Consider the following 16716-nt stretch of genomic DNA (forward strand, 5'->3'; position numbering starts at 1 on the left):
CCTCCTCATCATGCTGAGTATCAGTCCGGCCCTCGCGCAGGACCGGTGCCTGCGTTTGCCCGAAGCGGTGGACGCAGCCCTCGACTGGGCGCCTCAGGTGGCAGTGGCCGGGTCGGAACGCGAGGTTGCGCGCAGCAGGGTGCTGGCTGCACGCTCCCGAAACCTACCGCAATTCAACCTCTTCGCCCAGGCTGGCATAGGCGAGGCGCAGCCCATCGACACGGTCCGCGATGACCAGGTCGGTATCCGCGGCAATTGGGAGCTCTACTCCTTTGGCCAGCGTCAGGCGGCGATCGAGGAGGCCCGCCAGACCCTCCGCGCCGCGCAAGCAGGTGAGCTTGAGGCCCAGAACGATCTCGCGGAGCAGGTGATCCTCCTCTACTACGAAGCTCTGCGTACGGCACGTATCGCAAGCCTCCAGCGCGCTCAGACCGAGGGCTATGCCCGCGAAGCTGAAACGATCACCAAGCGGCTCGACCGGGGGCTCGTGACCCGCTCGGACGCCCGCCAGATCGAGGCGCGCTATGCTTCATCACTGGCCGAGCAGGAGCTGGCAGATCTCCGCCGCGACCAGACTCAGGCCGAGCTCTCCGTAGTGACCGATGTCGAGGTGACTTGTGTCGAGGAAAACTCTGCGCTCGCTCTTGGTCAATCGCTGGCGGACGTGCTCGGACGGTTGAACCCGACCGAGGCGCTCCTTCTTGCCGAAGACAGCGCCTATGCGATGCTCCGTGCACGGGCGCGAGTGCGTTCCGCTCAGGCGCGACTGCGGGGTGCAAACAGGGCAGGGCTCCCGACCCTGTCGCTGACGGCCTTCGTGCTCGGCGAGTATGATGACAGCGACTTGTTGATCGATGACCGCTGGTCGCAGGAAGACCGTGTCGGTTTCTCGGTGAGGCAGGACATCTTCACCGGCGGTCGGCTGCGGGCGGAGCGCTCAGAAAGCAGGGCCCGCCTTAGAGGCGCTGCCGCAGATCTCGCTATAGAGAGGCAACGGCTGGAGATGGAAGTCAGGCGGTCCGTGCTCGGCGTCCAGCGTCAAGGCGCGGTGGCCACTCGGCGCGAGGCTGCAAGCCTTGCCGCCTTTGACCGGCTCGAAGCGACATCGCTGGAACTTGAGCGGGGTACAAAGACGATCACTGACTTCGTCCTTGCCAATGACGACTACTACCGCACCGCAATCGACGAAGTAGCGGCGTCGTGGGCGAGGGACCAGGAGCTTGTGCGCCTTGCGTCCCTCACGGGTCTTCTTCTCGAGATCGATTATCGCGAGGTGCGGGAGCCTGCCGAAGAGGTCAGGCTCCCTGAATAGGGATCAGCGCGGGCCGATCATCTTCTCGGGACGGACGATTTCGTCATAGTCCTCTTCCGACACGAAGCCGAGGCCGACAGCCTCTTCGCGCAGGGTGGTGCCGTTCTTGTGCGCCGTCTTCGCAATGGTCGTCGCATTGTCGTAGCCGATGGTCGGCGCGAGCGCGGTGACGAGCATCAGCGAACGTTCCATCAAGGCCTTGATCTGGTCCTGATTGGCCTTGATGCCAACAACACACTTGTCGGTGAAGCTGATCGCAGCATCGCTCAGCAGACTGACGGACTGGAGCAGGTTATAGACGATGACCGGCTTGAAGACATTGAGCTCGAAATGGCCCTGGCTACCTGCGAAGCTGACGGTTGTGTTGTTGCCCATCACTTGCGCGCAGACCATGGTCATGGCCTCGCACTGGGTCGGGTTGACCTTGCCCGGCATGATCGACGAACCCGGCTCGTTCTCAGGAAGCTGCAGCTCGCCGAGGCCCGAGCGGGGCCCGGAGCCCAGGAACCGGATGTCGTTGGCGATCTTGAACAGCGACACGGCGACATTGTTGAGGGCACCATGCGCGCCGACCATCGCGTCCTTCGTGGCCAGAGCCTGGAATTTGTTCGGTGCGGTGACGAAAGGCAGCTTGGTGAAGTTCGCGACCTCTTCGGCGAAGCTTTCGCCGAAGCCCGGCTTTGTGTTGAGGCCCGTGCCGACGGCCGTGCCGCCTTGCGCAAGCTCGTAAAGGTTCGGGAGCTTCTCTTCGAGGCCCGCGATGCCGTAGTCCAGCATTGCAACGTAGCCGGAGAATTCCTGGCCGAGGGTCAGGGGCGTTGCGTCCTGCGTGTGCGTCCGGCCGATCTTGATGATGTCCTTGAACTCTTCCGCTTTGTCGTTGAGCGCATTGCGGAGTTTGTTCAGTGCAGGGATCAGGCGGTGATGGATCTCCTCCGCCGACGCAATGTGCATGGCGGTGGGGAAGGTGTCGTTTGAGCTTTGCGCCTTGTTGACGTGATCGTTCGGATGGACAGGATCCTTCGAGCCGATCTCGCCGCCGAGGATTTCGATGGCGCGGTTGGCGATCACCTCATTGGTGTTCATGTTCGACTGGGTGCCCGAGCCCGTCTGCCAGACCGAAAGCGGGAAGTGGCCGTTGAGCTTGCCTTCGGCGACTTCCGTGGCGGCATTGACGATGGCTTCGCCGATCTTAGCATCGAGATTGTCGAGCTTCATGTTGGCGCGCGCTGCCGAGCGCTTGACGATACCAAGTGCACGGATCATCGCAGGCGGCATGGTCTCGATGCCGATGTCGAAATTGATGAGCGAGCGCGCCGACTGGGCGCCGTAATATTTGTCGGTGGGGACTTCGAGGGGGCCGAAGCTGTCGGTCTCGGTGCGGGTCTCAGCCATCGCGGGATCTCCTAAGAATCTTTCCCGCGAGGTAGGCCAGTGCTGGCCGAAGGGCAACGCTCGCCTTTCGTCTAGGGACCTGAGCTCAAGGCCGGGGGCTGAGAAGCACGCCCTCCCTGACCAGCCCGTCCTGCTGCGCCGCATCGTGGGAGGGCAGGATGACGAGCTCCGGTTCTGCCTTCTGGAGCTCATGCAGCGCCCGAACCTGTGCCTGCACCAACGCACGGTCTTCTGGCGGATCGAAGAAGAAGGTCTGCATGATCCGGGGGCGGGTCTTGGCGTTCTCGATATTGTCCATCACCCACGCGATGTCGCCGATCAGGAGGTATTCCCTGCCGTTCTGGAGCTGGACGAAGATCGTGAGGCTGCCCTCGGTATGCCCCGGGGTCTCGAGGACAGCGACGCCTGGTGCGATGGCGCGGGGGTCGCGGAAGCGCTCAGAGATCAACCGATCGAGCGGCGGGCGGAGTTCTCCGTCTTGAGAAAAGGCAGGCAGTTCCTCGATCTGCGGCGGGGTCAGGCGCAAGGCGGGGCCGAGATTTTCGGGCCTCGGGTGCCGAGGGACCAGCGAGAGATGGTCGAGGTGCTCATGGGTAACGAGGATCGCGTCCGCATTGTCCATCTCTGCGACCAGCTCCTGGTAGAGCTCCGGGAAGAACGTGCCCTTGAGCTCCTCCTCGACGATTTGCCGATCACCAGGCGCATCGACGACGATCTGCGTGCCGCCACCAAAGTCGATCACGTAAGCGGTGAAGGCCATCTCCACCGGCGCGAAATCGAGGCCCTTTCCGACCGCGAAGCCGGGGGCATTCGCCCTGCCGATATCGATGGCGGTGATGGCCTCTGGCCGATCGAGCTCAGGAGCTGAAGCAGCGGCACGCAGCTCCTCCAGGCGGAAGTCGTAGCTGGTCCCGGCTGGCGTACCGTTCTCGACCGCCCACCAGTAAAGGCCGCCAAGGACCCCAAGGCCAAGGATCAGGAAAGCGAGAAAGCGACGCATCGACGGGCTCCGATTGGTGTTATCTCATCCTAGAGCGAGCCCATCAGGGCGCAATCGACGGAGACACACGGCATGGGATCGGGCGCTGGCAAGGTGAAGCTCCACACGGACGGCGACGTTGCGGTGGTGATCATCGACGCCGCAACGACCCAGACGCGCCCCCTCAAGAAGTTCGTCTCCGCCTTCATCAAGCGAGAGGCCGCCTCGGTCAGGCCCTGGTTCGGGCCGTTCGAGGTGCGGATCTGGACCTCCGTGATGAGCGAGAAGCCCGGCGCCCACGACGTGGACAATGTCGCGAAGGCCATCCTCGACGCTCTGGACGGCGTCTTCTGGCGCGATGACCGGCAAGTGGTGCGGCTTATCTCGGAGCGCTTCACAGGCGACGCCAACCGCATCGCGGTGAAGATCACGCCCCTGAAAAAGGAGATCGAGCCGATTGAGCTCGACAAGACGCTCTTGGACGAAGCCTAGAAAGGCAGCAGCTTGCCGCCGCCCTCGTCGGGCATGGCGTTGTGGAGCTTGCGCCTGAGCGAAAATGTCCCGCGGATGAAGACGTAGAAGCCCGCTGCCCTGACGAGGAAGCCCGCGAGGACGTCCTGCCAGTGCATAGCTTGTCCGCGCAGAGCGATCTCGACGCCCTTGTGACCGTCGCCTTCGCGCAGCATCTGCACATACGGCCAGGCCTGGTCGATGATCAGGAGGATCACCGTGACCTTCCAGGCGGGGAATTTGTTGGTGACGAACAGCGCGCCGATGAGGAGCAGGATGATGGCTCTCGTGGCGTCGCTTCCGGAAAAACCGAGCGAGAAGACGTAGAGAAGCTGCTCCATGCTGCCTCTCTTCGGGAAAGATGGTTAGCCCGGGGTAAAGGCTCGGCTCAGCCGTCGGTGCGCAAGTCCTCGACGAACGCCTTCACCGCAGTGTCGATGCGGCGCCATTCGGGGAGGTAGGCTTCCTTGAAGATGTACCGGACCCAGACATCCTGGCTGATATCGTAGGTGCGGAAGCAGTCTGGCGGGATCAGGCTGTCGTCGGGGCTGTCATAGCAAAAGAGCACCGCTTCTTCACCGTCTTCGGTGGTGCCCACATACATGACCCGGTCTTCGTAGCCTGCGCCGGGGGCGAGGCTGGAGGCTTTGCCGAATTCGTACTTGGTGAGGCCATGCTCGTGGGGGACGCCGCCCGCTTCGGTGACGTGCTTTTTGTAGAGGATCTCGAGGCGCTGTTTCTCGTCGAAGGGCGTGTTGTTCTCTTCGATCAGGACGTCGATGCGCCGTGAATTGTCGCGGTTCTCGACGAAGTCGTTCCTGCGCGATGGCGTGTAGCCATCCATCCGCGGCCACGCGGCGTAGAGGGAGAGGGAATCCCGCGCGCCGGGGCGGCGGTCCTTGGGGAAGACCGTGTGGTTGGCAGGCACGTCGAAGGTGATGCCGCCGACCGAGAGGAGGGCTGTTTCCTCCGAAACGCTGGGCCGCGGCACGTCGCCAGCGAGCTCATCGGGGCTGGGGCCGAAATAGTAGGCGAGGACGAAACCTGAGAGCACGAGGGTCGCAAGGAAAATCAGGAGCGGATAGCGCCAGCCCGATTCCTCTTTGACGACCTCGCCCCCGATCGTCTGTTGCTGCTGCTGCCTGCGACGCGCCATGGTTTATCCGATGCTCTTCGTTGGGAGATCAAAACCCTGTCTTGGTCGCGCGATCAAGTATCGCGTTCCCGGCACCCTGTTAGAAATACTGATGCGAGGCCTCTGAATTTTTCTAAACCGGGGCTCTCGCAAGGGCCTTTGGCTTGGCGTAGCGGGGATCCATCAAGCCAAGGGAACCAACATGACCGACCTCACCCTCGTCATTGGCAACAAGAACCTCTCCTCATGGTCCCTGCGGCCGTGGATCCTGATGAAGCAGATGGGCATTCCGTTCACTGAGGTGAAAATTCGGCTCGATCATCCCTCGACCCGTGAGGAGATCGCCAAGCATTCGCCGTCTGGCCTCGTCCCCGTGCTGAAGGTCGGAAGCGAGACCGTCTGGGACAGCCTCGCGATTGCTGAGACGCTGGCCGACTTCTATCCGGACAAGCCCTTCTGGCCGAGCGAAGAGATGGCCAAGGCGCGGGCGCGGTGCCTCTCCGCCGAGATGCACTCGGGCTTCGCCCAGCTGCGCGGCACCTGGCCGATGGACATCGTCAATGAGGCGAAGAAGGTCTCCGTCGCCCCGGGCGTCCAGAAGGACCTCAAGCGCATCCACCAGCTCTGGTCAGAGGCGCGCCGCGATTATGGCGGGGACGGACCTTTCCTGTTCGGCGAGTTTTCCGTCGCCGATGCCATGTACGCTCCGGTCGTCAGCCGACTGAGAACCTTCGGCCCAGTCGACCTCTTCGAGGACATGACCGGCTATCTCGAGACGATGTGGGAACTCCCGGCCATGAAAGAGTGGCGGGAAGGGGCTGCGGAAGAAGCCGCCGCGGGCTGGTACAAGTTCTAGTCTGACTTCCGGCGTTTGCGCGCGGCTCGGGAGCCGCCTCCGAAGATGACCCCAGCCAGCAGGCCAAGCGCCAGATTGTCGAAGACGACCCAGACGAAAACGAAAGCGATCAGGAACGCGCCGAGATCGAGCCCGATCCCGGCGCCGCCTTCCTTGTCTGGCTGAGGCTCTTTGTCCGTACCCATCAAGCGGTCAGATCTTATCGACCATCTTCGCGACGAGCGGGTGCCTGACGACGTGCTGGGTCTTGAAGCGGGTGACGCCAATCTCGTCGACCTCGTCGAGCTTGTCCACGATCTCCGAGAACCCTGACACACCGGGCAGGAGGTCCGTCTGGTCAGGGTCACCCGTGATGACCATGGTCGAGTGCCAGCCGAGGCGGGTGAGCAGCATCTTGAGTTGCGCGTAGGTGCAGTTCTGGGCCTCGTCGATGACCACGAAGGCGTTGTTCAGTGTGCGGCCCCGCATGAAGGCGATGGGCGCCACTTCGATGACACCTTCGGTCATCAGCTGGCGGACCTTCTTGGCACTGAGCCTGTCGGTGAGGACATCGTAGAGGGGGCGGAGGTAAGGAGAAAGTTTCTCCTCCATGTCACCGGGCAGATAGCCGAGGCTCTCGCCAGCTTCGACGGCAGGGCGGGAGAGGACAATCCGCCCGATCTTCCCAGCTTCCAGCGCCTCAACGGCCTTGGCAACCGCGATATACGTCTTGCCTGTGCCCGCCGGGCCGCAGGCAAAGACGACGTTGTGATCGTCAATCTGCTGGAAAAGCTCAGCCTGCGTCTCGTTCTGTGGTCTGATTTTCTTCTTATAGCTTTGGTCACGCGGCCCATCAGGCACGTCGCCCATCGGTGACCATCCGTCCTCGAACAGGACCCTCACATTATCCGGCATGGCGCGGCGATCTTCCTGGCGTTGAGTACCCGACCTCTTGATCGATTTCTTCGCTGAACGACGTGCCATGACGCATCTCCTTTACGGTGCGGCTACGGATAATATTGGTGGTGGAGGATGGGACATGGCAGCGGCCTCTGCGCTTGGTGCCTTTTGGCTGGAGAAGTATCGCCTGCCTGAACCCATGAGAAGATGATGACTGATTCGCAGTCGATCGAGGGAAATTTTCCTGTGAACTTTTTTTGGCAATGCAGGTTTGCTGTTCTCACAACTTGAGAAAAAGCAGCGCGCTGACAAACTCAGCCGCATGACGAACACCGCTGACAGCTACACCCGCGTTGCAAAAGCCCTTCACTGGCTGATCGCGCTGATGATCATCGTGCAGATCCCTGCGGGTATCATCATGCACAATCTCGCGTTCAGCGAGACCAAGTTCCTGATGTACCAATTGCACAAGAGCTTCGGCCTGATTGTCCTCGGCCTGTCGCTGTTCCGCCTCTATTGGCGCCTGACCCACCCCGTGCCACCGCTGCCCGATGGCATGAAGGGATGGGAGAGGGCGGCTGCGCGGTTCACCCACGTGGCCTTTTACGTGGTGATCATCGGCATTCCGCTCACGGGCTGGCTGATGGTGTCGGCTTCGACGACCGGTATCGACACCAAGCTCTTCTTCGTGATCCATGTGCCCCATTGGCCACTTCCGGTCAGCGAAGCCCTCGAAGGATTTCTCGCGGAAACGCACGAATACATGGCGAAAGCGACCATTGCGCTGATTGCGGTCCATATAGGTGCAGCATTGAAGCACCACTTCGTGGCGCGCGACGCGACGCTCACAAGGATGCTCCCCGGCGGCTTCGTGAAGCGGGCCTCGGCGGCACCGGAAGAAAAGGAAGACCCGGCATGACCAAGAACCTCCTGGCCCTAGCAGGGCTCCTCCTGATCGCAGCCTGCGGCGGCGGCGAGCCTGCCAAGACGCCGAACGTCGAGCAGGGCGAGGTCGACCTGACCGTCCGTGAGATGGCTGGCCCCTCCACCTGGGAGATTGACCGCGAAGCGAGCACGATCCGCTTCCGCGCGACCCAGAATAATAAGGAGTTCATCGGCACCTTCGGCGCATGGAATGCTGGGATCCTGATGAATCCTGAAAGCCCTGCGGAAGAAGGGGAGATCGAGGCGATCATCGACCTCGCATCCGCTGACGCCGGGACGAACGATCGGAACAATGCGCTTCCCGAAGAAGGGTGGTTCAACACCGCGCTTCACCCGACCGCGATCTACCGCTCGAACGACATCACCGACACGGGCGAGGGAAGCTACAACGCCGAAGGCACCCTCACGATCAAGGGGATCACCCGCGATGTCTCGATGCCCTTCGCGCTGGAGATCGCCGAGGATGGCCGCGCGATTGCCGATGGCTCGGTGCTTCTCGACCGGTCCGAGTTCGGCGTGGGCTCGGGCGAGTTCGCGGACGGCAAATGGGTCGGCCTAGAAGTCGAAGTGCTCCTGCACATCGAAGCGGTTCCTGCAGGCTAAGCCTCAGCCGAAGACGCCAGCGCCTTTTGCGGCTTCGAAGCAGTGGAGTCGCGAGGTCTCAACCGCTGCCTGACGGTGGAAGACGATGGCCTGATAGCCCTCGTCCTTCACCATCGCGAGGAAATGGTCCTTCGACGGATAGCCAGCGACGAAGCCTAGATCCCATGTCTCGTCGCTCGGTCCGATGAGGGGAAAGCGCGGGGTGCCGCGCCAGACGATCTTGCCGCCATTTTTCTGGAAGAAGGGAGCCGAGGCCTCGCCATAGGCCGCATACGCTTCGGCACCCTTGGCCTTGCGACCGTCGGCATAGGCGGCGCTGGCGCGCAGTTTGATAAGGTTCAGCATGTGAACCGGCCCCTCGATCTCCATCTTCGCAAACTGGCGGAACGCCTCGCGGTCAGGGTCGATGAAGCCGGTCATTTGGGGATCAGTCCTCGAACAGACGGCCCTCAGGGGGCTCCTCGAGGCGGCGGTCGAGATAGGCCGCCGAGGCTTCCATCAGCGCTTCCTGGTGCTGGCTGAAGAAGTGGTCAGCGCCCGGGATGACTTCAAACTCGATCTTCCGGCCCTTCTGGGTGCGGGTCTTCTCCATCGTCTCCTTCGTGAGGGACGGCGGGCAGATCTTGTCGCTCTCGCCGTGGAGGACGAGGCCCGAGGAGGGGCAGGGGGCGAGGAAACTGAAATCATAGAGGTTGGCGGCTGCCGAAATCGACAGGAAGCCGACAATCTCAGGCCTGCGCATCAGGAGCTGCATCCCGACATAGGAGCCGAACGAGAACCCGGCGACCCATGCGAATGGCGCGGTGGGGTTCAGCTGCTGGAGGTAGTCGAGCGCCGTTGCGGCATCGGACAGCTCGCCCTGGCCCTGATCATACTCGCCCTCGGACTTGCCGACGCCGCGGAAGTTGAAGCGCATGACCCCAAAGCCCCTGCGGGCGAACATGTGGTACATCTCGTAGGTGATCTTGTCGTTCATCGTCCCGCCGAACTGGGGGTGGGGATGAAGGATCAGCGCTACGGGTGCGTTGTCTTCGCGGGCCTTGCGATAGTGGCCTTCGAGCCGGCCTTCTGGGCCGGGAAAAATGACTTCAGCCATGGAAACTCAATCACGTGACGCGCGTCAGAACGGCGCGCGGAATCAAAGTTGACCTGAGAGGTCGGAAATCCTACTTCCCCGGTCAGGAACAGGGCGAATAGCACAGTCGGCCCTGCTGTCCACATTTGCAGCGCACAATAGAGAGGATGCGGCGTGAAGCTTGCGGCGAAAGCAAGAATGGCAGTGACCGGGATGGCGGACCTTGTCGCCTTCGGGTCCGGCGCGCCTGTGCCGCTCTCCGCCATTGCCGAGCGCCAGCGGCTGTCGCTTGCCTTCCTCGAGCAGATTTTCGCCAAGCTCCGCAGGGCAGGCCTCGTCGAGAGCCGCAGGGGCGCACAGGGCGGCTACATCCTGACCCGCGACCCCTCGGACGTGACCCTCGCAGAGGTTGTCGCCGCCGTGGAAGAAGAGGTGCGCTCGACCGCCTGCCAGCCGGGCGCGAATGCAGGCTGCACCGGCACCTCGGCGCGCTGCCTGACCCATAAGCTCTGGGCGGACCTTGACCGGCATATTGACAGCTGGCTGACCGAAACGACCCTCGCCGACGTCCGCGCACAGAAGGCCGAGGAGGTCGTCAGCGCATGACCCGCCTCTATCTCGACCATAACGCGACCTCGCCGCTTAGGCCCCAGTGCCGAGATGCGATGCTTGATGCGATGAGCGCCCCGCGCAACGCTTCCTCCGTGCACGCCGAAGGCCGCGCCGCGAAGCAGCTCGTGGAGCGCGCGCGGAAGAGCCTCAGCGATGCGATCTCCTGCCCGCCGACAAGCGTGGTTTTCACCTCCGGCGGGACCGAGAGCGATCACACCGGCATTCTCGGCTTCACCCGAGGCGGGCCGAAGGTGGAGCGCATCTTTCTTTCCGCGACGGAGCACCCGGCTGTCCCCGCAGCGGCGGCGAAGTCCGGCCTACCCGTCGAGATCGTCCCCGTGCTGAGCGACGGCACCCTCGACCTCTGCTGGCTCGATCAGCGCTTGTCGAATTACGATCCGCAGACGGAGGGCGCGTTCCTCCTCTGCGTCATGCTCGCGAACAACGAGACCGGCGTCATCCACCCGGTGAAGGAAGCCGCCGCCATCGCCCGCAAGGCTGGCGGCTACACCATGGTCGATGCGGTGCAGGCCCTCTTCAAAGTGCCGCTCGATTTCTCGACCTTGGGCGCGGATATGCTCTGCCTTTCGGCTCACAAGGCTGGCGGCCCCGTGGGCGTCGGCGCGCTGGTCGTCACGCCTGGCCTTGGCTTCGAGCCGCTCCTCGGCGGCGGCGGGCAAGAAGAGAACCGCAGGGCAGGGACCCACAACATCCCCGCCATCGTTGGCTTCGGCGCTCTTGCTGAAGTGGCGAAGCCGTCTGAATACGAAGCGCTTGCCGCCATCCGTGACCAGATCGAAGCTGGCCTCCCTGATGGCGCCACCGTGCACGGAGCATCGGCGGCGCGCCTTCCCAACACCACCTGCCTCACCGCGCCGGGATTCAAATCCGAAACCCAAGTGATGAGCATGGACCTCGGCGGCATCGCCGTCAGCGCGGGATCGGCCTGCAGCTCGGGCAAGATGAAGAAATCCTCCGTCCTCGGTGCGATGGGCGTGCCGGAAGACGAAACCGCGACATCCCTTCGCATCTCCCTAGGCTGGGACACTCCGCCCGATGCAGCGGAGCGCGTCCTCGCTACATGGATCCCTGAATACAAACGCATCTCTTCGAGAGCAGCATAATGTCAGAAACGCAGTATAAAGACGGCATCGACGCCGAAACCGTGGAACGGGTCCAGGAGCTGGACACGTATAAGTACGGCTTCACGACGGACATCGAGAGCGTGAAAGCGCCCAAGGGCCTCAACGAAGACACGGTCCGCTTCATCAGCGCCAAGAAGGAAGAGCCCGAATGGCTCCTCGAATGGCGGCTGGAGGCGTTCAAGCGCTGGCAGCAGATGGAAGAGCCCACATGGGCGAACGTTGCCTACCCGGCGATCGATTATCAGGATCACTACTACTACGCCGAACCCAAGGCTGGGGCGAAGTACGAGTCGATTGACGACGTGCCGGAAGAAATCCTCGCCGACTTCAAAAAGCTCGGCATCCCCCTGCGCGAGGCTGAAGTCCTGCTGGGCGTCGAAGGCGCTGCGGAGAGCGCTGCAGCTGCGCGGAACACGCCGAAGGTCGCCGTGGATGCGGTCTTCGACTCCGTCAGTGTCGCGACGACTTTCCAGAAAGAGCTCCAGAAGGCCGGCGTGATCTTCATGTCGATCTCCGAAGCGGTGCGCGAGCATCCTGAGCTTGTGCGGAAGTATCTCGGTACCGTCGTGCCGACCACAGACAATTACTTCGCAACGCTCAACTCGGCGGTCTTCTCCGACGGCACCTTCGTCTATGTGCCGAAGGGCGTCCGCTGCCCCATGGAGCTCAGCACCTACTTTCGCATCAACGAAGCGAACACCGGCCAGTTTGAGCGTACGCTGATCGTCGCCGACGAGGGCGCCTATGTCAGCTACCTCGAAGGCTGCACCGCGCCGATGCGGGACGAGAACCAGCTCCACGCTGCTGTGGTCGAGCTCGTCACCCTCGACGATGCCGAGATCAAATACTCCACTGTCCAGAACTGGTACCCCGGCGACAAGGACGGCAAGGGCGGCATCTACAACTTCGTGACCAAGCGCGCGGACTGCCGCGGTGCACGGAGCAAGGTGTCCTGGACGCAAGTCGAGACCGGCTCGGCCGTCACCTGGAAGTACCCGTCCTGTATCTTACGCGGTGACGACAGCCAGGGCGAGTTCTACTCGATCGCCATCACCAACAATCATCAGCAGGCGGACACAGGCACCAAGATGGTGCACCTGGGCAAGAATACGCGTTCGCGGATCATCTCCAAGGGCATCAGCGCAGGCAAGTCGGACCAGACCTACCGTGGTCTCGTCTCGATCCACGGCAAGGCCGATGGCGCGCGGAACTTCACCCAGTGCGACAGCCTCCTCATCGGCGGCGACTGCGGCGCGCACACTGTTCCGTATGTGGAGGATAAGTCGAACTCCGCCATCCTCGAGCACGAGGCCACCACCTCGAAACTCTCCGAGGAACAGCTCTTCTACGCGCAGAGCAGGGGCCTCGACGAAGAGCAGGCCGTCGCCCTCCTGGTCAACGGCTTCGTCAAGGACGTGCTTCAGGAACTGCCCATGGAATTCGCCGTCGAAGCGCAAAAGCTGATCGAGGTGAGCCTTGAGGGGAGTGTGGGGTGATGGTTCAGGCCGGGGATCTCTTCATTGTGGACCGGGGAGGTGATGGCGTGGAGGCATTTGCCCAGAACGATCATCTGATTGAGCTCGTGACGGTCGAGGATGATGGAGCTACATGGCGCACAAAGATTAAATCAGGACCTTGGATTGGTCAGACCGCCATTCTCACTTCGCGGTATCGAGGCGAAACTCCCGGGTCTTGTGAAACGCAGCCTATGGGTACCGTCGTTTATTTCACCGTCGAAACTGACAACCCCGATCATGCCGCTGCCGAAGGACCGAAGGGATATTCGGCGCTCCGGCCGGTGAAAGAGTAAGATTATGCTGAACATCAATAACCTCACCGTCACCCTTGGCGGCAATAAGATCCTCAACGGTCTCGATCTGTCCGTACCCGCCGGGGAGGTGCATGCGATCATGGGCCCCAATGGCGCGGGCAAATCGACGCTGAGCTACACCGTGGCCGGGCGCGAGGATTATGCGCCTACGGATGGTGACATCCTGCTCGAGGGCGAAAGCATCCTCGACATGTCCCCGGATGAGCGGGCCGCGAAGGGAGTTTTCCTTTCCTTTCAGTCCCCGCCCGCGATCCCGGGCGTGGCGACCATGAACTTCATCCGTACCGCCCTCAATGCCCAACGCCGGGCACGAGGCGAGGACGAGATGACCTCGGCGGAGTTCCTCAAGGTCTTCCGCGAGCACGCGAAAACCGTTGGCCTCAGCCCTGAGAAGCTCAAACGTCCGTTCAATGACGGCTATTCCGGCGGCGAGAAAAAGCGCATGGAAATGCTGCAGATGGCCCTTTTCGAGCCGCGCTTCTGCATCATGGACGAGACGGACTCGGGCCTCGACATCGACGCCCTCCGCATGGTGGGCGAGGTGGTGAACAGCCTCCGCGGCCCCGATCGCGGATTCCTCGTCATCACCCACTACCAGCGCCTCCTCGACTATGTGAAGCCCGACCGCATCCACGTCCTCGCCGGCGGCCGAATCGTCCACTCCGGCGGCCCGGAGCTGGCCCGCGAGCTCGAAGAATCCGGCTACGAACAATTCGCGTCGGAGGCTGCGTAGTGGCCGGAAGCCCGATCCCTCTTACGGCCTTCGAAGATCGCCTCCTCGCGGAAGTTCCGGATACGGACCTCGCAGAGCTTCTGCGCTCGCGCGGTCTTCCCGGGCGGCGGACGGAGACCTGGAAATGGTCCGATCTGCGCGGAGCGCTTCGCGATGTGCGTGAGCGTTCGCGTGTCTACGCTTCGCAGGCCGAGGCCCCGATCTCCCTCGGTGGCGCAACCGTCCTGACGCTGAAGAATGGCATTCCGCAGGCGCCTCACGGCGTTGAGCCGAAGCCTGTCGTCAAAGGCGGCGAGAAGGTGGGCAGCACCTATGTGGTCGAAGACGGCCTCGTGGTCAGCTTCTACGATCACGGCCGCGATGCCGAGGACGAGACCCTGCCAGGCGAAGAGCTCTCTGCCCTTGCCGCGCTCCGTCCCCTGATGAGCGTCAGCGTCTTGCCCGGTTTCACGCACAAAATCGTCCTCCGCCGTCTCTCCGACGGCGAAGGCACCCACGGCGACAATGTCTTCGTCACGGTGGGCGAGGGGGCGCGCGCCACGCTCATCGAGACCCATGAGATTACCGGCAGCCCCTTCGTCAACAGCCGGACGGAGCTGGAGCTTGACGCGAAGTCCGTGTGCGAACGCTATATCGTCCAGCCCGCCGCGCCTGGGGCCGTGTTGGTCCATTCCTCCGTCCTCCGCCTCGATGAGGCCAAGGATGAGGAAACGGTGAAGCTCAAGCAGATGACACTCGCGCTTGGCGCGCAACTCGCGCGGCATGAGACGCGGCTGACCCATCTTGGTGAGAGCGAGGCGAAGATCGACGCGCTCTACCGTCTTTCCGATAGTCTGCACACCGATATCACGAGCCACATCACCTTCGAAGGCGAGGACGGGGTCACCGACCAGCTTGTCAAAGGCATCGGCGATGGCCGCTCGCGCGGGGTCTTCCAGGGCAAGTTCCTGGTCCAGCGCGGTGCCCAGCGCACCGACGCCCAGATGGCGCACCACGCGCTCCTCCTCTCGAAAGGCGCACAGATCAACGCCAAGCCTGAGCTTGAGATCTATGCAGACGATGTCGAATGCGCCCACGGCAACACCGCCGGTGCTCTCGATACGGACGCTCTCTTCTACATGCGCCAGCGCGGCGTGCCTGAAGACGAAGCCCACAGCCTCCTCATCGACGCCTTCGGCGGCGAGGTGCTGGACCGGGTGGAAGATGAGACTGTGCGTGAGCAGCTGGCGGCTCTGTTTGGGGGTGCGGCATGACCTTCAACGTCGCTGACATCCGTGCGCAGTTTCCGATCCTCTCGCGGGAGGTTCATGGCAAACCGCTCGTCTACCTCGACAATGCTGCGTCGGTGCAGAAGCCGCAGGCGGTGATTGACCAGCTGACGGCGTCGATGACCGGTCAGTATGCGAACGTTCACCGTGGCCTGCATACGCTGTCCAACGAGACGACGGGCGCATTCGAGGAAGCGCGCAGCACGGTTGCGCAGTTCCTGAACGCTGCGTCCATGGATGAGATCATCTTCACCATGGGCGGTACCGATGCCGTCAACCTCGTAGCCAATGTTCTGGGTCAGGAGGAAATCGGCGAAGGTGACGAGATCATCCTCTCGGTGATGGAGCACCACTCTAACATCGTGCCGTGGCATTTCCTGCGCGAGCGCAAGGGCGCAGTGCTGAAATGGCTCGATGTCGATGCCGATGGCAATGTCGATCTCGACGCCTACGAGGCCATGTTCACTGAACGGACGAAGATGGTCGCGGTCACGCACCAGTCGAACGTTTTCGGCACCGTGACGCCGGTGAAGGAGATGGCGCGCATCGCCCATGAACATGGCGCGATGATCCTCTCTGATGGTTGCCAGAAGGCCGTGCACGGACCGGTGGATGTGCAGGACCTCGGCGTCGATTTCTACGTCTTCACGGGGCATAAGACCTATGGCCCGTCGGGCATCGGTGTCCTTTACGGCAAGAAGAGCGTGCTCGACCGCCTGCCGCCTTACCGCGGTGGTGGTGAGATGATTGACATCGTCGAGCAGGACCGCGTGACCTATAACGAGCCGCCGCACCGGTTCGAAGCTGGCACGCCGCCTATTCTCGAGGCGATCGCTCTCGGCACGGCGCTTCGCTGGATGATGGCGCAGGATTTGGATGGTCTCGTCGCCCACGAAAGGGCGCTCACGGATCATGCGATGGAGGCCCTGCGCGCGACGAACTTCATCGAGCTTTATGGTGCGCACCCTGATAAAGGTCCGGTGATTGCCTTCAATCTCAAGGGGATCCATCCCCACGACGTCTCGACCATCCTTGATCGCCAGGGCGTCGCGGTGAGGGCAGGGCACCATTGCTGCCAACCCCTGATGAAGAAGCTCGGCACCTCCGCCACCGCGCGCGCCAGCTTCGCCGCCTACAACACCCACGAGGAAATCGACGCCCTCGTTGAAGCCTGCCGCAAGGCGCATGACCTTTTGAGCTAAGAGATGGAACTGCTTATCACGATAATCGGTGTGCCGCTCTCCGTAGTTCTGTGGGCCTACATATTTGCGTCCGGAGTTCGCTATGTGGGGCCGCCTTGGGGGCCGTCCGGAGACTTCTGGTTCAACGATAACATTGCCGCTTTCCTGACGGCTTCAGTTGGCCTTCTGAGCTTGGCTCTTCTGCGACTGAGGGGAGAGGATCTTCCTCTTTGGTTTTCCGTCATCGGATTTCTCTT

21 protein-coding genes are annotated in these 16716 nt (G+C 62.4%); 13 read left to right on the plus strand and 8 right to left on the minus strand.

Annotated features, from left to right (window positions below):
• Nucleotides 1–10 precede the first annotated feature (10 nt).
• The gene (locus HK107_RS15120) at nucleotides 11–1312 is read left to right on the plus strand and encodes a TolC family protein (protein WP_173201295.1); all 1302 of its coding nucleotides are present in this window, start codon (nucleotides 11–13) and stop codon (nucleotides 1310–1312) included.
• Nucleotides 1313–1315: 3 nt separating this feature from the next.
• On the opposite strand, the gene fumC is transcribed toward HK107_RS15120, so the two are convergent.
• Nucleotides 1316–2707: a class II fumarate hydratase gene (gene fumC, locus HK107_RS15125; protein WP_173201297.1), complete on the minus strand. Its 1392-nt coding sequence runs from the start codon at nucleotides 2705–2707 to the stop codon at nucleotides 1316–1318.
• 85 nt (nucleotides 2708–2792) lie between these two features.
• On the minus strand, nucleotides 2793–3707 hold the full coding sequence (locus HK107_RS15130; RefSeq protein WP_173201299.1) for an MBL fold metallo-hydrolase: 915 nt from the start codon (nucleotides 3705–3707) through the stop codon (nucleotides 2793–2795).
• Between the two features lie 72 nt (nucleotides 3708–3779).
• On the opposite strand from HK107_RS15130, the gene HK107_RS15135 reads away from it, so the two are divergent.
• Nucleotides 3780–4178, plus strand: coding sequence for a RusA family crossover junction endodeoxyribonuclease (locus tag HK107_RS15135; protein ID WP_173201301.1), 399 nt, complete (start codon nucleotides 3780–3782; stop codon nucleotides 4176–4178).
• Here HK107_RS15135 and HK107_RS15140 read toward each other — a convergent pair.
• Nucleotides 4175–4537: a hypothetical protein gene (locus tag HK107_RS15140; protein WP_173201303.1), complete on the minus strand. Its 363-nt coding sequence runs from the start codon at nucleotides 4535–4537 to the stop codon at nucleotides 4175–4177. The genes HK107_RS15135 and HK107_RS15140 overlap by 4 nt on opposite strands.
• Nucleotides 4538–4584: 47 nt before the next feature.
• Nucleotides 4585–5352, minus strand: coding sequence for a hypothetical protein (locus HK107_RS15145; protein ID WP_173201305.1), 768 nt, complete (start codon nucleotides 5350–5352; stop codon nucleotides 4585–4587).
• A gap of 181 nt (nucleotides 5353–5533) precedes the next feature.
• On the opposite strand from HK107_RS15145, the gene HK107_RS15150 reads away from it, so the two are divergent.
• Nucleotides 5534–6187, plus strand: a complete 654-nt coding sequence (locus HK107_RS15150) for a glutathione S-transferase family protein (protein ID WP_173201307.1) — start codon at nucleotides 5534–5536, stop codon at nucleotides 6185–6187.
• Here HK107_RS15150 and HK107_RS15155 read toward each other — a convergent pair.
• Nucleotides 6184–6372 (minus strand): hypothetical protein, encoded by a 189-nt coding sequence (locus HK107_RS15155; RefSeq protein ID WP_173201309.1) that lies wholly within the window; start codon nucleotides 6370–6372, stop codon nucleotides 6184–6186. The genes HK107_RS15150 and HK107_RS15155 overlap by 4 nt on opposite strands.
• Before the next feature lie 7 nt (nucleotides 6373–6379).
• Nucleotides 6380–7150 (minus strand): PhoH family protein, encoded by a 771-nt coding sequence (locus HK107_RS15160; protein ID WP_173201311.1) that lies wholly within the window; start codon nucleotides 7148–7150, stop codon nucleotides 6380–6382.
• Between HK107_RS15160 and HK107_RS15900 the strand changes: the two genes are divergently transcribed.
• The 3 genes from HK107_RS15900 (at nucleotide 7149) to HK107_RS15170 (ending at nucleotide 8614) form a co-directional block, all read left to right on the plus strand.
• Nucleotides 7149–7277 (plus strand): hypothetical protein, encoded by a 129-nt coding sequence (locus tag HK107_RS15900; protein ID WP_269815650.1) that lies wholly within the window; start codon nucleotides 7149–7151, stop codon nucleotides 7275–7277. The genes HK107_RS15160 and HK107_RS15900 overlap by 2 nt on opposite strands.
• 111 nt (nucleotides 7278–7388) lie before the next feature.
• Nucleotides 7389–7985 (plus strand): cytochrome b, encoded by a 597-nt coding sequence (locus HK107_RS15165; protein WP_173201313.1) that lies wholly within the window; start codon nucleotides 7389–7391, stop codon nucleotides 7983–7985.
• On the plus strand, nucleotides 7982–8614 hold the full coding sequence (locus tag HK107_RS15170) for a YceI family protein (protein ID WP_173201315.1): 633 nt from the start codon (nucleotides 7982–7984) through the stop codon (nucleotides 8612–8614). Before HK107_RS15165 ends, HK107_RS15170 begins: the two co-directional genes overlap by 4 nt.
• A 3-nt stretch (nucleotides 8615–8617) precedes the next feature.
• On the opposite strand, the gene HK107_RS15175 is transcribed toward HK107_RS15170, so the two are convergent.
• Together HK107_RS15175 and HK107_RS15180 are read right to left on the minus strand one after the other, a co-directional pair.
• Nucleotides 8618–9034 (minus strand): DUF1330 domain-containing protein, encoded by a 417-nt coding sequence (locus HK107_RS15175; RefSeq protein WP_173201317.1) that lies wholly within the window; start codon nucleotides 9032–9034, stop codon nucleotides 8618–8620.
• 7 nt (nucleotides 9035–9041) lie between these two features.
• Complete coding sequence (locus HK107_RS15180) at nucleotides 9042–9710, minus strand: alpha/beta hydrolase (RefSeq protein WP_173201319.1); 669 nt, start codon at nucleotides 9708–9710, stop codon at nucleotides 9042–9044.
• A gap of 153 nt (nucleotides 9711–9863) precedes the next feature.
• Here HK107_RS15180 and HK107_RS15185 point away from each other — a divergent pair, with 153 nt between their 5' ends.
• Genes HK107_RS15185 through HK107_RS15215 form a run of 7 tightly spaced genes read left to right on the plus strand, consistent with a single transcriptional unit; the run spans nucleotide 9864 to nucleotide 16480 of the window.
• Entirely contained in the window at nucleotides 9864–10295 is a 432-nt protein-coding gene (locus HK107_RS15185) for an Rrf2 family transcriptional regulator (protein WP_332871548.1), read from the plus strand.
• Nucleotides 10292–11425, plus strand: a complete 1134-nt coding sequence (locus tag HK107_RS15190; RefSeq protein WP_173201323.1) for a cysteine desulfurase family protein — start codon at nucleotides 10292–10294, stop codon at nucleotides 11423–11425. The genes HK107_RS15185 and HK107_RS15190 overlap by 4 nt, the downstream gene beginning before the upstream one ends.
• Entirely contained in the window at nucleotides 11425–12942 is a 1518-nt protein-coding gene (gene sufB / locus HK107_RS15195) for a Fe-S cluster assembly protein SufB (RefSeq protein WP_173201325.1), read from the plus strand. The genes HK107_RS15190 and sufB overlap by 1 nt, the downstream gene beginning before the upstream one ends.
• Nucleotides 12939–13256 carry a hypothetical protein gene (locus HK107_RS15200; RefSeq protein WP_173201327.1) on the plus strand — a complete coding sequence of 106 codons (318 nt, stop codon included), beginning with the start codon at nucleotides 12939–12941 and terminating at the stop codon, nucleotides 13254–13256. Before sufB ends, HK107_RS15200 begins: the two co-directional genes overlap by 4 nt.
• Before the next feature lie 4 nt (nucleotides 13257–13260).
• Entirely contained in the window at nucleotides 13261–14010 is a 750-nt protein-coding gene (gene sufC, locus HK107_RS15205; RefSeq protein WP_173201329.1) for a Fe-S cluster assembly ATPase SufC, read from the plus strand.
• Entirely contained in the window at nucleotides 14010–15263 is a 1254-nt protein-coding gene (locus HK107_RS15210) for a SufB/SufD family protein (RefSeq protein WP_173201331.1), read from the plus strand. The genes sufC and HK107_RS15210 overlap by 1 nt, the downstream gene beginning before the upstream one ends.
• The gene (locus HK107_RS15215; protein ID WP_173201333.1) at nucleotides 15260–16480 is read left to right on the plus strand and encodes a cysteine desulfurase; all 1221 of its coding nucleotides are present in this window, start codon (nucleotides 15260–15262) and stop codon (nucleotides 16478–16480) included. Before HK107_RS15210 ends, HK107_RS15215 begins: the two co-directional genes overlap by 4 nt.
• Nucleotides 16481–16716 lie beyond the last annotated feature (236 nt).

It is taken from the genome of Parvularcula mediterranea (assembly GCF_013085255.1).
Taxonomy (GTDB): Bacteria; Pseudomonadota; Alphaproteobacteria; order Caulobacterales; family Parvularculaceae; genus Parvularcula; species Parvularcula mediterranea.

What these genes read in the sequence shown, in the direction of transcription:
- HK107_RS15170 (WP_173201315.1), top strand. Translation starts at nt 7,982, where the DNA reads ATGACCAAGAACCTCCTGGCCCTAGCAGGGCTCCTCCTGATCGCAGCC.
- HK107_RS15140 (WP_173201303.1), bottom strand. Translation starts at nt 4,537, where the DNA reads ATGGAGCAGCTTCTCTACGTCTTCTCGCTCGGTTTTTCCGGAAGCGAC.
- HK107_RS15175 (WP_173201317.1), bottom strand. Translation starts at nt 9,034, where the DNA reads ATGACCGGCTTCATCGACCCTGACCGCGAGGCGTTCCGCCAGTTTGCG.
- sufC (WP_173201329.1), top strand. Translation starts at nt 13,261, where the DNA reads ATGCTGAACATCAATAACCTCACCGTCACCCTTGGCGGCAATAAGATC.
- HK107_RS15180 (WP_173201319.1), bottom strand. Translation starts at nt 9,710, where the DNA reads ATGGCTGAAGTCATTTTTCCCGGCCCAGAAGGCCGGCTCGAAGGCCAC.
- HK107_RS15130 (WP_173201299.1), bottom strand. Translation starts at nt 3,707, where the DNA reads ATGCGTCGCTTTCTCGCTTTCCTGATCCTTGGCCTTGGGGTCCTTGGC.
- HK107_RS15155 (WP_173201309.1), bottom strand. Translation starts at nt 6,372, where the DNA reads ATGGGTACGGACAAAGAGCCTCAGCCAGACAAGGAAGGCGGCGCCGGG.
- fumC (WP_173201297.1), bottom strand. Translation starts at nt 2,707, where the DNA reads ATGGCTGAGACCCGCACCGAGACCGACAGCTTCGGCCCCCTCGAAGTC.
- HK107_RS15160 (WP_173201311.1), bottom strand. Translation starts at nt 7,150, where the DNA reads ATGGCACGTCGTTCAGCGAAGAAATCGATCAAGAGGTCGGGTACTCAA.
- HK107_RS15145 (WP_173201305.1), bottom strand. Translation starts at nt 5,352, where the DNA reads ATGGCGCGTCGCAGGCAGCAGCAGCAACAGACGATCGGGGGCGAGGTC.
- sufB (WP_173201325.1), top strand. Translation starts at nt 11,425, where the DNA reads ATGTCAGAAACGCAGTATAAAGACGGCATCGACGCCGAAACCGTGGAA.
- HK107_RS15190 (WP_173201323.1), top strand. Translation starts at nt 10,292, where the DNA reads ATGACCCGCCTCTATCTCGACCATAACGCGACCTCGCCGCTTAGGCCC.
- HK107_RS15150 (WP_173201307.1), top strand. Translation starts at nt 5,534, where the DNA reads ATGACCGACCTCACCCTCGTCATTGGCAACAAGAACCTCTCCTCATGG.
- HK107_RS15120 (WP_173201295.1), top strand. Translation starts at nt 11, where the DNA reads ATGCTGAGTATCAGTCCGGCCCTCGCGCAGGACCGGTGCCTGCGTTTG.
- HK107_RS15165 (WP_173201313.1), top strand. Translation starts at nt 7,389, where the DNA reads ATGACGAACACCGCTGACAGCTACACCCGCGTTGCAAAAGCCCTTCAC.
- HK107_RS15900 (WP_269815650.1), top strand. Translation starts at nt 7,149, where the DNA reads ATGACGCATCTCCTTTACGGTGCGGCTACGGATAATATTGGTGGTGGA.
- HK107_RS15215 (WP_173201333.1), top strand. Translation starts at nt 15,260, where the DNA reads ATGACCTTCAACGTCGCTGACATCCGTGCGCAGTTTCCGATCCTCTCG.
- HK107_RS15135 (WP_173201301.1), top strand. Translation starts at nt 3,780, where the DNA reads ATGGGATCGGGCGCTGGCAAGGTGAAGCTCCACACGGACGGCGACGTT.